This window comes from uncultured Gemella sp., from assembly GCF_963525875.1.
In the GTDB taxonomy this organism is placed as follows: domain Bacteria; phylum Bacillota; class Bacilli; order Staphylococcales; family Gemellaceae; genus Gemella.
The window spans coordinates 14,795-30,810 of record NZ_CAURMG010000021.1 but is presented as its reverse complement, the minus strand read 5'-3'; the positions used below and the strand labels follow the sequence as shown (position 1 = coordinate 30,810).

Genomic DNA, 16,016 nt, shown 5'->3' with positions numbered 1-16,016 from the left:
ATAATTGTACATTTTTATTTTGTCGCTTTTGTACATTTTTATATTGACATTTACAAATTGTTAAAAAGAATCCCAGTTGAATAGAACATCGTTAAAATCTAGTATTTTTAATTTTTCACTATCAATGAAGAAGTTTGCTACCCCAGAATCTCCCCACATAATCTCATATTCATTAGAATCGGTACTCCACATGCTTTCTATTTGCAGTAGCATAACGTTATAAGCACCAGTATCATCAGGATTTCTAGGATCCCATTGAGTAAATGTAGGATAAGCTCCAATAGCATGTTGAACACCTTCAAAAGCTTTAAATAAAGTGCTGTAGACATCGTTTTCTAAATCATCATATAAATCGTTAATCTGTTCATTAGGGAACAAATCCTGAATTGTTTTAAGTGCAATATCTTCGAAGTGACAATCAGTTGAAGTAATAGTAGACACTCCCTTTTCAAATGTTAAAGAAAAAGAAGCATTTTTACCTTTAAAAGGAGAATGCTCGTCATTATTATTTTCATCTAAAATATCATACTTTTTCAAAATATCTATTTCAGACACAGATTCATCGATATTAGCAATATATTTAACACAATAAGAATCCCTATTATCCAAACCAAAATTACTATCTCTAGAAATCCAAAATTGAAGCAAGCCAACCTTAGGATAAAGATTATTCTCAGGCAATTCACTGCAATTAATCTGAGCTAATAATGCAAGCTGATTATTAGCAGAATCTACAGGAATAGTATCATCATTAGCAACATACGGAACCCCTCCAAACTTACTAGAAAAAATCCCTGTCTTATCGCTTGCCTCAGCAAAAATACGAATATATTCCCGTGTATTATTATTTCTAATTATCTCAATAACCTCATTAATATTATCTCGACTAATCATAAAAATCCTCCAGAACAAGTTTAATCATTACAGATATTATAACACGAAGTACAACAGATCCACAAAAAAAGGTGGTTTTTAAATAAAAAATAGAAATGTATGAAAATATTTATTATTTATGTAAATAAGTATTACTTAACTATATTTTGTGATATAATTTAATCATAACATTAACATAAGGAGAATAGAATGAAACCATTCAGCAGAAAAATTGAAAAAATATTAGCGTGGATTGCTAATGTAATTATGATATTAGTAACTGGGTTAATATCTCTTGCGGCATTTTCGGGACAATTAGAAGCGGCCTTGCAACAACCGCAACTTTCATTTGCTATTAGTTCGTTAGCGATGGAACAAGAAGTAGCTATGTTGTTATCTACATCTGGTATGTCAATAACAACATTTCTAGTATTAGTGGTAAAAATATATGCTATTACGGCGATTGTGACACTAGTTTTAGCTTTAATAGCTTCGTTTGTTATGAAAGCAAGAATCGTATCAGGAATTTTATTCCTAATTAGTGCAGGGATAGTAGCATTAATGACGGTAGGTTTTCTAATTCCTGTATATTTACTATATTTTGTAGTAGCTATTATGCTTTTTGTTAGAAAAGCTCCAAAACAGGAAGACTTTACAGATTTTACAACTACAACAGAAAAACCAGTCGTAGATAAAATCGAATATTTATAGACTAAGTTTACAATCTATAAAGATAAAAATGTTTTAATTAATATCCTATTGGTACATGAGGTGCCGATAGGATATTTCTCATCTGTGAACGATTAGTAGAAATGATGTAAAAGAGTTATGAATCATATTTATATAATCGCTGTAAGATACAAGTTAAGGTTCTGCCCCAAAAGTACTAGATTTTAAAAGTAGTTCACATGAGAACTCATAGACGCAGTGGTTTATTGGTATCTAGATTCGTTTTATAAAAGCTTTTTAGATATCTAACAAATTGTGCGAGGGTGACTAAACAAAATCTTGTTTCTATGAAATCATGATTTTTGAGTCACTCCCTCTTTCATACGTTTAAAACGCTTGAAAATATTGTCTTTTGTCGCTTTGTTGAATAGTCAATTTTTTGCTTAAAAAGTAGTTTTGTTGTATAATTAATAAGATAAAGTATTTTTGTGTAGGATCCAAATATGATTGAGATAATAGTGAATTCTAGAAGTAAGAGTAGCCTTATTGAACTAAAAAAGATTGAAGAAATGCTAAGTAGAAAGAATTTGTCGTATAGAGTACTTAAAACATCGAAAAACAAGACTGCTTGTGATTTTATGGATGAAGTGATAGGAGATAATCTTATCGTCATTGGTGGTGATGGAACGATTAATGAAGTAATAAATAACTATCATGGTAAGGAGTTTGTTTATTTAGCGTATGGCTCTGGTAATGATCTTGCTAGATCTTTGAAGTTTGATAGAAATAGTATAGACATAGATAAATTGTTGAATTCCAAAGAAATAGATGACTATACTGTTGGCGTTGTTAATGACAAGAAGTTCTGTTCAGGTTTTGATTTAGGTTTTAATGCTGATATTATAAAGAGTGCTAACAGCTCTAAGTTTAAGAAATATTTAGGTAAGAGAATCTATCTGCTTGAAGGGGTTCTAGGTATTCTAAAACTTAGAAAATACAAAGCGGAGATATGTTGGGATAATAATAAGATAAATACGGAAAAATTATACTTATTAAATGTAATGATTCAGCCTTATGAAGGAGGAGGGATAAAGTTCGCTCCAAATGCAACAGGTAAAAGTGATGAGTTGCATGTCATGATAATGAAAGATATGAGCATCTTAACATTTATTTATAATTATTTATGCCTGCTTTTAAATAAACATCATAATCTAAAAAATGTTGATTTGATAACTACGAATAGATTAACAGTCACAACGAATCAAGAATACTTTCAGATTGATGGAGAATTAGTAAAAAATAGCGATAGCTTAGAACTTAGTTGCATAAGTAAATTTTATAAGTTAAAGAGGATGTAAGTAATGGGAAGGAATTCATGTAGGCGAAAAAGAGTAGTTGATAGAAATATAGGCATATTTGAAATAGTCAATGGATTATTGACTATTTTATTGATTATATTAGGTGGTCTAGTTAGCTGGACAATGCTGAAATATGATTTCCTGAATTTTAGGGGAATAAATTATGTGATATTCGCAATTATACTATTCTTTATATTTTTAGCTGGAATCTTAGTGATTAAGAAAAAAGCAAAAATATTCAATGTTATTATGTTAGTTATTCTGAATATTACATTAGTTTTTTCTTATATGCAGTTTAGAGCTGCAATTGGTCTATTTGATGATATAAATGATAAGGCGATGATAAGCGAATATACTATGAGTGTAGTAGTATTGAAAAATGATGAGGCTTCAAAGCTTGAGGATTTAAAGGGTGAAGAAATATCTGCTCCGGTATCATCAGATGATGAAAATATTAACAAGCTTATGAAAGAAATTCGTGACAAAGGATACCAAAGCTTGGAGCTTGCTGAGACGAAAAACTATATCTCATCATATGAACAGCTTATCTCTGGAACAAGTAGAGCGATGGTTTTTAATAGTTCGTTTGAGGGACTAATAAGAGGGAAATATGCCGATTTCAGAGAAAATACAAAAAAAATATTTGAATACAAAATTACTAAAAAGATAGATTTGGAAACAAGTGCGAATATTGGAGATACCTTCAATGTTTATGTGAGTGGAATTGATACGTTTGGAGAAGTGGAGAGTGTAAGTCGCTCGGATGTTAATATTATTATGACAATAAATAAAAAAACTGGGAAAATTTTATTAACGACAACTCCAAGGGATTCTTATGTACCGATAGCAGATGATGGTGATAATGAGTATGATAAGCTTACTCATGCTGGTCTTTATGGTGTAGAGTCTTCTATTCATACACTTGAAAATCTTTATGGTATTAAATTAGACTACTATGCTAGGCTAAATTTCACATCATTTTTAAAATTAATAGATTTAGTCGGTGGTGTCGATGTTTATAATGATCAGACCTTTATATCAGAGTATGGTGGTTATAGTTTTGAACCTGGTATGGTACATTTAGATGCAGACAAGGCTTTAGGTTTTGTACGTGAACGTTATAATCTTCTTGAAGGAGATAATGACCGTGGAAAAAATCAGGAAAAAGTTATTGCAGCAATAGTGAAGAAAATGACTACTAAGGATACTTTGAAAAATTATAGAGCAGTAATCAAAGAACTAAGTGAGTCTATTCAGACCAATATGCCGATTGAAACAGTGATGGGACTAGCTAATGAACAATTAAGCTCTAATAGAGATTATAATATCTCATCACAAGCGCTTAGCGGTACAGGAAGCTTAGGATTACCATCATATGCAATGCCGGGGGCAAACCTATATATGATGCAAATTGATGAGCAAAGTCTAAAACAAGTTAAAAATAATATAAAAGAAGTACTAGAAGAGAAATAGTGCTAATAATTATTTTAAAATAATAAAGCACAAAGGGACAATTTGTGATAAAATATAACAGAAGATAAAGCTAAAAAAGCGAAAATAAAATAAGAATTATAACGAGAGGAAAATTGATAAGATGAAGGGTAAGGAAAAAGTTGTAAGACAGTCAAAAGGTCCACTACTGTTGAAAAGAACGTGGGAGAAAAAAATATTAATTTTATTAATTACGTTCTTATGTACGGCTGGATCGTTAGCGTATAGTATATTTGTAGTAACACCTAGGTACGACTCAACAGCGAAGATAAGTGTAACGAGCTCAAAAGGAGAAAGTACGTTACTAGAAAAAGATTATAAAGAAATTGTATTAGATGATGAACTTCTAGCTGAAGCGGCAGAAAAAAGTGATGCCGGGTATACAGTTAAGCAATTAAAGAACAAGGTATCTGTTGAAGTACCAAAAAACACGAAAGTTGTTTCTATCACAGTTAGAGATAAAGATCCGCAAGTTGCTAGTGAATTGGCTGACTCTGTAAGAGAATTAGCTGTTACAAAAATTAAAGAGATGGCAAAATCAGAAGATGTAAGTACTCTAGAAGATGCTGAAGTTCCAAGAGTACCAAGTTTTCCAAATATACCTTTATATGCATTACTAGCGACTGCAATAGGTTTTGTATTATCATTAATTGGTGCAGTAGTATTTGAATTATTAGATGATAGAATTAAGAGTCCAGAAGATGTAGAAAAAGGTATGGATGTAGTACTTTTAGGAGTAATTCCAGAGATAAATTTAGGAAAGAAATAGGAAGATGAAATGGCACAGATAAATTTATTAACAAATAAGACTATTATAAATGATGAGAGTGAAGAATATTTCAATGCACTACGTACAAATATTCAAGCTTTAAGCGGAAATAAAAAAGTAATTATGGTATCATCTGTTTTAGAAGGTGAAGGGAAAACTATGACTGCGGTGAATTTAGCCGTATCATTTGCTGAGTTAGGATTTAAAACTATGCTAGTTGATGCGAATACTCGTAATTCAAGTATGCCAGGATACTTCAAATTCAAAAGCAATATTTGTGGGCTTACAAATTATTTAACAGGGACCGATCCTATTGAGGATACTATATATGAATCTGATGTAAAAAATCTAAATATTATTCCAGCAGGAGTAAAAGCGAAAAGTCCAACTGAAATATTACAAAATAAAAACTATAATATCATGATAGAGGTTTTCAAAGAGTACTATGATATAGTGATTATAGATACTCCATCGGTAGGAGACGTAATTGATGCAGCAGTAGTAGCGAAGAGCGCAGATGGATTCATAATGGTTGCCGAAGCGAATCGTGTGAAGAAAAAAGAACTAGAACATAGCATAGCACAAATTGAAAAAGTTGGTTCAAAATGCATCGGTGTAGTTTTAAATAAATTCTACTAAAAAAATGGGGATGACCTAAAAATCCTAAACTAAAAAAGTATATATTATAACTCATAGACGCAGTGGTTTATTAATATCTAAATTTACTTTATAAAAGTTTTTTAGATATCTAATAAACTTTGCGGGAGTGACTCGACAAAATTGATTTCTCCGAAATCACGATTTTTGAGTCAGTCTCTTGATAGTTATAAGATGTATAATTATATTCGGAGTATGGAAAAAGAATCCAGCTCCGAATGTTTTTTGTTAAATGAGGAGGAGATGTAAGTTACGCCATAAGTGTAAATTTCTCCTCTTCGAATCGATTGACAACAAAAGAAGGTATGTGTTAAAATATAGTTAAGTGAATGAGAGACGACTATCAAATTTCACCACGAAAGCCAATTGAAGGCTAGTTCAATTGGCTTTTTATATTTTTTATTAATAATCATATACAAAGTGAAGTGTATGCGTCGTGGGCTAAAAAGACTACTTTTTCCTGTGACTATCTTTTAGCAAATATATTCTATCGGTAGGAGAATTACTCCAGATAATAGATTCACAAGGATTTGAGAGACAACTATCTCCATTTCACCACCTCCCTTCCGGGCCAGTAGCCTACTTCTATTATATCACTAGAGTTTATATTAGAAAAGAGTTTCTAGGTTTATTTAAGATTAAAATTATATTTTTAAGATTATGTAAATAAAGTGAGATTGGAAATTCTTCCTCTTCGAATCGATTGACAACAAAAGAAGGTATGTGTTAAATATAGTTAAGTGAATTGGACGATTATATTCACATGAGATCACGAAAAGTAACTGAATTGCGCTTCAGTTGCTTTTTTTATATTAAATAAAAAATATGATAATAATTGTTTCTTAAATTTTATTACATAAAGATGTAGAATTTTTATGATGTACATTATTAATAATCTATATTATTTTATTTATATAATTATAAAGTTTGTATTACATCTAATTTTGATGTAAAATTAAGTTGAAAGAGTAGTGAATTTTATAAAAATCTTTTCACATAAGATAATTATAAAAATCTCTGTAATTTTTAAATGATTATAGTAAAGGAAGGAGAAACAATGGATAACAAAAAAATTATAAAATTTCCTGTAGGTAGAGAAGAGTTTGCAACGGAGAAGGATAGAAGATACCAAAATTATGAAACTGACAAAAATTATATGGAAATTGAATTTTCTTCTAAGCAGGTTGAAGAGGATTTTGCGGAATCAATGAGGATTTTTGGTGAATGTATTAAAAATATAGACAGCTCTGATTGTGCTTCTTATCTTGAAAAAGCAATAGCGCTATCTAAATATAATGTAGATGCTAGAGTATTTGAAATATTTACTAGAGATATCTCAGAGTTTGAAGTTGAGCATGCGCTAATACAATTAAAAGATGAGGCATATAGGTTTGAAGAAGGGTTTATTCAAACTAGCAAGATTCCTATAAATTTTCTACATTTTAAAGTTTGTAACCACTTAGCTGATTTTTATATTAGTAATAAACTTTATAATAAAATTAGTAAAATATATTTAAATCCTTATATATTTTTTGAGATGGATGACGAGTTTGTAATGCCGATGTATTACAATTACATACTTTCTAGTCTTATTTTGAATAATTTTGAGGAGACAAATCGTTGTTATAAAATTGCTCATAGACATGATAAAAACGATGATGAGGTTATTTTGTTATCAAAAGTTTTTTATCACCTGATGCAAGGAGAAGAAAAAGAAGCGATCGCATTCTACAACAAAGCTATTAAAAAAAATAAATATATTTTAGATGTCTTAGACAGAATAGCTAATCCGAATTTGATTAAATTTAGCACGGATAGTGATGAAAAGTATGTTGAGGCTCTTAGAATAGTTATGAAATTCGATTATTTCTTTAGTAAAGAATATTATTTTGATTTCTTTATGTACATAAGAGAAAGTGAATATGTAATTGGTGATAATTTGGATAAGTATGCACAACGTAAGGAAGTTACAGTCGCAGAAATGAAACAAGATAGATCGTTTATGGCGATTAGAGATACGGAATTAAAAATCATGCATGAGAACTTTTTATTAACAAAAGAAGATTTCTTGAAAATCACGAAGTCTGAATTTCTTAAAATAAAAGGCTTAGGAAAAGGAACTATCCGAAACTTACATTTGAATGGTGTAATGTTTGCTGATGATAGTGAGTTTGATATCCAGATGGAACTTATGGAGGATGACTTATGGTAAAACGTGATAGAGAATTTGAAATATTGCTTAAAGATTTTTTAAGAACGGAAGGTAAGAACTTTTCTAGTAAGGAAGAGGCTATCGAAGTGTTTGAGCAACTTTATGAGCTGGTTGAAGAAGGCTATGATGTAGATGCTCCCCTTGGAGATATTGTTGATACGATTGACGAAGGAGATATGAGTGCTGTTGATAAGCTAAATGCTCTACGTGAACTTCATGAGGAAAATAAAGATGCTTTAGAAAGAGCTATTAGGCTAGGAGAGGATATCATATATTCAGATAATGATGAAGATACTGAACAGATGATATTAGTGGACATGCTTGCTGGGTATTATAGAGAAGCTGGAATGTATAATGAAGCTGCGAAACTTTATAAATTTATGTTGGCAGCCAGTCCATCTGATTTTTCCGAAGTTATAGATGAATTGACAAAAGTATATGTTCATTTAAACAGTGAAGGTCTGATGCAGAATCATATCAATTGTTTTGATTATGAAAAGTCGGAAGTTACACTATTATTGTTAAGTATTTTTGGTATTAATCGCGGAAAGCTTGATGAAGCTCACTATTATATGACGAGGCTTAAAAAACTTAATGCTTATATTGGTAATATTTTCAAGGGTGGATTTAAAAAGGTTTCAGATTACATAATAGGAGTACCGGAAAATGAGAAAGGTGCTAATAAGGAAAAAACTTTTGAGATTCATTATGCTGCTACCATAGCTGAAGAGTATTTGCTTAATAGATATCATTATGAAATATTAGAAAGCTTATACGAATCAGAGATGGAAAGAAGACAGTATCTGATTGTTGAAGGTCGATTTAATATTTCCAAGGAAATGATGAAAAAAGATCCTATTTTTGCAGGAATGGAAAGACAACTGAATAAGTTTATCAATGTCGAATTGTATAATAAAGAAATTATCGAGGAATATACAGAAAAAGAATTGAGAAAATTAGATGGCATAGGAGCTACAGTCGTTCAAAAATTAAAAAATAATGGTGCTAAGTTCAGAGAGGAATAAAAGATAGGATTTATATCTTAGTAGAACTTAACTGTCGAAAATTTGTATATATAAAAAGTGGAAAATTTGGGAAGAGGTAGTGACTCCAAAATCATGATTTCGAAGAAATAAGATTTTGGAGTTACTACCGATGTTTCTCAGATTTTTTATTATTCAAATATTTCAGATAAAAAAGCTTCACTAAGCGTATATATTTTTGGTTTTTTCTTAATTACTGTAATCTTATCTTCATTATCAGATAGATATTTATTTAGAGTTTTCGTAGTAATTTCAAGAATTTCTGCAAGTTCTCTATGAGTTATTAGATCATCTTTAGCACTAAATAAATGGCTTTGTAGAAGTATATATAATATATTTTTTAGCGTTTCATCTCTGATATTGTTATTAAGATAGTCCGTAGCTGTTGTCATTTTTTGTATATTTTCTGTTAAGAAAGATAGTATATGTTCTTGACCTGAAACTAAAAGCTCTGAGTTTTCTTTAACAAATAGAGTCATGTCACCTTTGTTTAAAGGGTGTGATGTCTTTTTGAAACTCTTGTAGTATTTATTTTTATTTCTATTAATGCTATACGATAGAGTAATGGCTGTGTACTTATCTACTATACTAGTTAGAGAATTAGCAAGTAAGAATCTTCCTACACGACCATTCCCATCATAAAAGGGATGGATATATTCAAAGAAATAATGAGAAATAAAAGTTTTGTATAATTGAGGAAGTTTAGAGTCTTGTATAAATGTAATTAGATCAGACAATGCTCTTAATATATCTTCTTCTTTTTGTATCCCATGATGGATTATATCATTACCAGAATAAACTTTGACGCCATCTTTTCTAAAAATTTTTCCATCTAATTTATCCTTTTTATCTACTTCATCACTAACGAGTGTATCGTAAATCTTTCTGAAATCTAAAGGATCAGAGATAGTTATGTCCTTATATAAATAAGAATACAATTTAACTAAACCAAAGAATCGTTTTATATTAGGAGAATCACTTTTATTAGTTAAAGCAGCTGATATCTCTTTTTTTGAACTATGAATACTCTCGATTTCATTAGTACTTTGTAATTCATTGATAAGAAGTAAATTAAAGAATTTTTCTTGAGCTACTTTTGGCAGCATACTTTGTTTTGCAATAATCTCAGCGCTATTAGTATAAATTTTTTCTAGAATTAAGATCAATTCTGCAGAGTTGAATATAAATAGTGGATACTCTACTGGTTTTCTTACACCCTTAATAAAGGGATTGATTTTCAGCGAAGTAATAGAAGTAGAAGGAGAATTGATTCTATTGTTATACTCGTTTTCTATATCAAAATTCATATGAAATAATTTTTCTAATGAATAATATTTATTCATACAAATCACCTACCTTAATCTATTTTTAATAATTATAGCATATTCAAAAAGGAAAAAATAGACAAAATTTCCATTTTGAGAATAGAAAATCAATTCAAAAAGGAAAAAACAGACAAAATTTCCATTTTGAGATGAAAAATAGAATTAAAAAAGAAAAAAGGAGCAAAATTTCCATTTTGAGCAGAAAAATTAGTTTAAAATGGAAAAAAAGTCGAAATTTCCATTTTGAGAAGAAAAAGAGAGTTCAAAAAGAAAAAAATAGACAAAATTTCCATTTTGAGATTAGATAAAGAAGTGTAGCTTAGTATAATGTCCTGATTAATATAAAAACCTCCTTTGCACATTTATTAAAACTAGTGTTTTTAAATACAATACAAAGAGAGGTTATTTTGATATATTTCAGTTTATCGTTTTGAATATTCTACAGCACGAGCTATTTTAGGTTTTGCAGGATTTCTATCAATATGATTTTCTTCTAATAATTTCTCAAATGCAGCTAATCCTGACTCGTAATCTTTTGCCTCAAATTCTAACTCATAGTCGACTATATCGTTAATGAATGTTGTTTTGTCAAGCACTAATAAATTTTCATTTAAAGTCACTTCGTGTCTTAAAGTCTCGATTTTTTGGATAAGTATAGGCGTTTTAATCCTTACATTCATATGCTCTAGCTCGGTTATAATCTCATTTGGTAAAACTGGCAGTACAGTTGGTTCTTTAGGATACTTTTCGTCAAGAGGAATATTTATTTCAACATTTTGAGTTTTTCCTTTTATCTTCAAAGTCATCTCAATTTTCTTGTTAGTATACCTTATTCTAAGAGCTGCGCCAATTTTTTTGAAGCTTTCATCAGCATCATCATAATAGAAATTTTTATTAGTTATTTCTTCAGAATTCTTCAAATCATATTTTTCAAATAAGGTTAAGTACTGCTCTTCAGACAGTAAATTTTTAAATTCTATTTCTATTTCTCTCATGAAATTTCCTTTCTTTTTTCAATAGCAATAATAAAGGGGGCGTTATTTTTCTGATTTATAAATTGATAAACTAGAACTTCAGCTTCTTTTTGATTAAGATTTAGAAGTTCGGTTAATAGAGCTTCTTTTTCTACCTTACCATTCTCATGACCCCAATACACAACAATGACAATTCTACCGCCAATTTCTAGTTGTAATAAAAACTTTTTAATAGTAGTAATTGTCGTCTCGGCTAGTGTGGTAATCTCATGATCTGCATTTGGTAAGTATCCTAGATTGAAGACAACAGCACGGATCTTTTCACTTATATATTTATCAAATTCAAAGTGTGAATCAAGAATAATTTTGCATTTATCCATTAGTTTGGCTTCTTCAATTAGCTTCGTAGTATTATCTATTGCCAGAGCTTGGATATCGAAGGCATATACTTTTTTAGCCGAAGTCTTAGCTAGAAACAATGTATCATTACCATTTCCAGCAGTAGCATCAACAACGACTGAATTTTTATCTATAACTTCTTTTAATAATTTTTTACTAAAAGTTAAAACTTTATCCATCTTATTATCCTTATAAAATTATTTTTCTCTATGTTTTTTCATTTCGTTAAGTATATCGTTTAATTCGTAGTAGTTATCGCTTGCTATTGTAAAATCAAGTGAAGTAGTGATGATTTCTGCTAACAACGTAGAATTATCCCTTGTATAGTCTTCTTCTCGGTTTAAATTTTCTTTAAGATCTGCGACAAGTTTTTCTAATTTACTCACTAAATCAGCTTCTGTAATATCATCGTTTTCATCGAATTCTTTAGTGTAATCTTTGATATTGAAGCTAAGCCCATCTTTTAGTGGTGCAATATATAAAGCACGTAGATTATTTACATCCTCACCAACAGCGGCAGAAAGCTCATGAAGAGGTGATGTGTAAATCTTCTCATCTACAGCACCAGCCTGCTCGATTACAGTAACCTCATGATCGTAAGGATAAAATGACATAAGTTCATCCGAGACATTAGCTGCAGTTAAATCATCATAACACTGTGTAATAAGGAGATGTTGAAGCGGATTAACCTGTCTTAGCGTCTCAAGAGCAGTAGCATCTACAAGAGAAAAACCTTCTACCGGATCAAACTGTGCTGCGTTAAAACAAGAATCTAAAAAGCTTTCACCACCAACGATTTTTACATCTTTATCACTATTTATAAGTAGTTGAGTAGTCAGTTCAGCAACCATAGGATGACCTGGAACAAGATATATAACATCGTTATTTTCAGCTTTTTCAACGATGTAGTTTGCTATGCTGTTATATGTATTCTCAAAGTTCTCATTTTCTGTATAAAACTTATCGCAAGTCTCAAAAGAAATATTATTCTCCGCTAAGAAAGAAATCGCCGGATGCTCTTTAGTACGAGCAATAACTACAGCATTTTTATTGTTTAATAATAGTTGTTTAATATTCTCTTTAATATTTGAACTGACATTGGGACCAAGCCCTATAATATAAATCATAATATGCTCCTTTTTTCTTATATTTAACAAATGATTTTTAATAAAAAATAATATAAAACATCTGTATAGTACATTCTCTAACATAGCTATTATACCATAAATAACGTTATCCCTGATTAAAAAAATATATAAAAGAAGATGGGAATCACAAAATATTAGTAACGCAACATAAGTATTATCAAAAAATATCTAAAATATAAAAAATAATGATATATTCCACATTAATAAACAACTGTGTTTACTACAGTTAAGAGAAGAAAAATGTATGAAGAGAGAAAAGTTGCACAAGGAAATATCATGAAAAAATACTAAACCTAGCATTAAATTATTATAGCAAATCTGTAAATGTTTGAAGTAAACCTTTAATTATATAAGATTTCAGAAGCAAGTATAAAATTATGAAAGCATTAAATTTTTGTCTATACAAGCGAAGTAAAAAGTAGTAATATTTTCGGAATAAAAAGTCATTGTTATATAAAGTTAAATAGTGTTATCCTTGATATATTAGGATTTACATACAAATTATAAAATGATATAATATAATTATAATAATATATTTATAAGGAGGAATTGAATATGTCAATCAAAGTATTAAAAGTTGCAAAAGCAGCATTAAAAACACCAGGAGTATTTGCAGGAGGAGTAGCGTTTGGGACTTTCGGTCTAAAATTACTATCAAGCAAAGATGCTAAAAAAGGATACTCTGTTGTTTTATCAAAATTATATAAAGCAAAAGACGGAGTAGAGGGAACTGTTTCAAACATCAAACAACACGCTGATGATGTAGTAGCAGATGCTAAAGACTTATACGAAAAAGAAAAAAGAGAAAGCAATCTTCAAGAATTAGAGGAAAAATAAGATGAACTTTAAAATATTACATCTATCTAGTGAAAGAGCGAGAATTAAATCAAGTTTTCGCATAACACCAGATGTAAAAGAATATTTTAAAAAACAAGCATCTAGAATTCAAAACATAAAAAAAGTAGACTTTTATCAAGATGAGTACACTTTTATTGTTATTTTTAATAAGGGAAGTAAAGACTGTCTACAACAATTTTTCAAATTGGTAGATAAACAAAAAGTAAGAAATTGTTATGAAAATCCAGTTGTAATAGCTGAGGAAACTCCTTATTCAATAATAATGGATGCTTTGTTTTGGCGTGGTATGTCTAAATTATTCGTGCCACTACCACTAAGAGCGGTTTATACTTGGTGGAAGGCATCAGGATATTTGAAAGCCACATTGAAACTATTAGCGCGTAGACAAGTTACAATGGAAACACTTGATTCTGCAGCAATCCTTGTTTCATTAGCGACAGGAGCAAGAGAGACGGCAAGTTCTATTATGTTTATTCTAGAACTAGGTGAATCTCTAAACAATTGGTCGGAGAAGAAATCTGTAAAGGTATTAGAACAAAGTCTAACGTCTATGGATAAAGAAATATGGCTTGTAGAAGAAGATGGAAATAGAAAAGTAACTTGTTCAGAAGTGAAAAAAGATGATATAATCCTTGTTTCAGAAGGGAATGAAATTTTATTCGATGGTATTGTCATGAATGAAGGTGCGAGTGTTGATGAGAGTTCGTTAACAGGAGAGAGTTTTCCAGTAGTTAAATATGTCGGAGATAAAGTTTACTCTAATACCATAGTTGTTAACGGTGAGGTTAAACTAAAAGTTGAAAACCCTCAAGTTAACGGTCGTATTCATCATTTAATTCAATTGATGAAAGACTCAGAAAGTAGAGAAGACGCATATCACTACAAATATATCAAATTAGCCGATAGTATTGTAAAATACAACTTCCTAGCAATGGGACTAACATATCTATTTACAAGATCATTTGCTAAGGCGATGTCATTCTTGCTAGTTGATTATTCGTGTGCATTGAAATTATCAACACCAGTAGCATACCTAACAACTATAAAAAATCTAATTGATAAAAAAATTGTCGTAAAAAATTCTGTAACTCTTGATAAATATGAGGATATCGATACATTTGTTTTTGATAAAACAGGAACAATTACAGTATCCAAACCATATATCCAAGAAGTATTACCATTTTATGAATATTCTTATGAAGAAGTTCTTAAAATTGGTGCATGTTTAGAAGAACATATTTACCATCCAATCGCAAGTGCTGTTGTAAGTAAGGCGGAAGAAGATGGGATTGAACATGAAGAAATGCACACAGAGCTATATCACATAGCATCAAAAGGAATAATATCACATATCGATGGTGAGAAAGTTGTTATTGGAAGTAGACAATTATTAAAAGATGAGAATGTAGTTGTTACGGCGGAACAAGAACAAATCATAGCTGAAAAACAAGAACAATATAACTTACTATTCTTAGGCTATAAAGAAAAATTAATCTCAATTTTCTGTGTGGATATCCCATTAAGAGATGAAGCAAATGCAGTGTTGACTGAACTTAAGAATAGAGGCAAAAAAGTTGTCTTATTGACAGGCGATAATGAAGTTAGAACGAAGAAAATCTTAAATGATGTATCTTTTGACGAGGTTCATACAAATATGACACCAGTTACGAAGTTTGAGTATATTAAGGGTGAAAAAGAACAGGGACGCCGAGTTCTAATGATAGGTGACGGTTTAAATGACTCGGCGGCATTATCAGAAAGTGATGTAAGTATCGTTATGAGCGAGAGTGCGGATCTTTCGAAACAAATAAGTGATGTCGTACTAAAATCAGATTCACTAAACTCGCTATTATTACTGTCAGATGTTTCTAAAACATTACGAGCTCAAATGAGTAATAACGTTAAGAGCACAGTATCTATTAATAGCTCATTAATATTCTTAGGATTAATAAACGTATTACCATCAAACTTATTAGCTTTATTACATAATTTAACAACATTTAGTATTGTGTTGAAGAATTTTAATATAAAGTAGAGAAGATAAAAAGGTGTCAAGTTAATCATGTCGGAAAGAGGGTATCTCTTCTTTTGTATATGTAAACCAAATAATAATAAAAACAAAAAACTCGAATCTGGGATAACCTGGATTCGAGTTTTTTGCAGGTATAGGCAAAATATTTTGTTTGATTTAGATTTATTTTCATTAGAAAATAAATATATTTTAGAGTATAATGAAGATG

Annotated in this window: 14 protein-coding genes; 9 read left to right on the top strand and 5 right to left on the bottom strand. The window is 30.1% G+C overall.

Annotated features, from left to right (window positions below):
* Window positions 1-60: 60 nt before the first annotated feature.
* Entirely contained in the window at window positions 61-894 is an 834-nt protein-coding gene (locus RWQ73_RS05190) for a YwqG family protein (protein WP_314407064.1), read from the bottom strand.
* A gap of 189 nt (window positions 895-1,083) precedes the next feature.
* On the opposite strand from RWQ73_RS05190, the gene RWQ73_RS05185 reads away from it, so the two are divergent.
* From RWQ73_RS05185 to RWQ73_RS05155, 7 genes are all read left to right on the top strand, one after another.
* A complete protein-coding gene (locus RWQ73_RS05185) occupies window positions 1,084-1,584 on the top strand; it encodes a DUF4064 domain-containing protein (protein WP_314407062.1) in 501 nt (166 codons plus the stop codon).
* A gap of 461 nt (window positions 1,585-2,045) precedes the next feature.
* A complete protein-coding gene (locus RWQ73_RS05180; RefSeq protein WP_314407061.1) occupies window positions 2,046-2,900 on the top strand; it encodes a diacylglycerol kinase family protein in 855 nt (284 codons plus the stop codon).
* Between the two features lie 3 nt (window positions 2,901-2,903).
* Complete coding sequence (locus RWQ73_RS05175) at window positions 2,904-4,373, top strand: LCP family protein (protein ID WP_314407059.1); 1,470 nt, start codon at window positions 2,904-2,906, stop codon at window positions 4,371-4,373.
* Between the two features lie 121 nt (window positions 4,374-4,494).
* Window positions 4,495-5,160 (top strand): Wzz/FepE/Etk N-terminal domain-containing protein, encoded by a 666-nt coding sequence (locus RWQ73_RS05170; RefSeq protein ID WP_314407058.1) that lies wholly within the window; start codon window positions 4,495-4,497, stop codon window positions 5,158-5,160.
* A gap of 9 nt (window positions 5,161-5,169) precedes the next feature.
* On the top strand, window positions 5,170-5,799 hold the full coding sequence (locus RWQ73_RS05165) for a polysaccharide biosynthesis tyrosine autokinase (protein WP_314084474.1): 630 nt from the start codon (window positions 5,170-5,172) through the stop codon (window positions 5,797-5,799).
* A gap of 1,075 nt (window positions 5,800-6,874) precedes the next feature.
* On the top strand, window positions 6,875-8,029 hold the full coding sequence (locus RWQ73_RS05160; protein ID WP_314407056.1) for a hypothetical protein: 1,155 nt from the start codon (window positions 6,875-6,877) through the stop codon (window positions 8,027-8,029).
* Window positions 8,023-9,054: a hypothetical protein gene (locus tag RWQ73_RS05155; protein ID WP_314407055.1), complete on the top strand. Its 1,032-nt coding sequence runs from the start codon at window positions 8,023-8,025 to the stop codon at window positions 9,052-9,054. Before RWQ73_RS05160 ends, RWQ73_RS05155 begins: the two co-directional genes overlap by 7 nt.
* A 149-nt stretch (window positions 9,055-9,203) precedes the next feature.
* Here the strand turns inward: RWQ73_RS05155 and RWQ73_RS05150 are convergent, their stop codons facing one another.
* From RWQ73_RS05150 to RWQ73_RS05135, 4 genes are all read right to left on the bottom strand, one after another.
* The gene (locus RWQ73_RS05150) at window positions 9,204-10,415 is read right to left on the bottom strand and encodes a Fic family protein (protein WP_314407053.1); all 1,212 of its coding nucleotides are present in this window, start codon (window positions 10,413-10,415) and stop codon (window positions 9,204-9,206) included.
* 404 nt (window positions 10,416-10,819) lie between these two features.
* The gene (locus RWQ73_RS05145; RefSeq protein ID WP_314407052.1) at window positions 10,820-11,392 is read right to left on the bottom strand and encodes a CYTH domain-containing protein; all 573 of its coding nucleotides are present in this window, start codon (window positions 11,390-11,392) and stop codon (window positions 10,820-10,822) included.
* Entirely contained in the window at window positions 11,389-11,949 is a 561-nt protein-coding gene (locus RWQ73_RS05140; RefSeq protein ID WP_314407050.1) for a class I SAM-dependent methyltransferase, read from the bottom strand. The genes RWQ73_RS05145 and RWQ73_RS05140 overlap by 4 nt, the downstream gene beginning before the upstream one ends.
* A gap of 18 nt (window positions 11,950-11,967) precedes the next feature.
* A complete protein-coding gene (locus tag RWQ73_RS05135; protein WP_314407048.1) occupies window positions 11,968-12,897 on the bottom strand; it encodes an SAM-dependent methyltransferase in 930 nt (309 codons plus the stop codon).
* Window positions 12,898-13,473: 576 nt separating this feature from the next.
* On the opposite strand from RWQ73_RS05135, the gene RWQ73_RS05130 reads away from it, so the two are divergent.
* Together RWQ73_RS05130 and RWQ73_RS05125 are read left to right on the top strand one after the other, a co-directional pair.
* Window positions 13,474-13,755, top strand: a complete 282-nt coding sequence (locus RWQ73_RS05130) for a DUF6110 family protein (protein WP_274460090.1) — start codon at window positions 13,474-13,476, stop codon at window positions 13,753-13,755.
* Between the two features lies 1 nt (window position 13,756).
* Complete coding sequence (locus RWQ73_RS05125; protein ID WP_314407047.1) at window positions 13,757-15,811, top strand: heavy metal translocating P-type ATPase; 2,055 nt, start codon at window positions 13,757-13,759, stop codon at window positions 15,809-15,811.
* The last annotated feature ends 205 nt before the right edge of the window (window positions 15,812-16,016 follow it).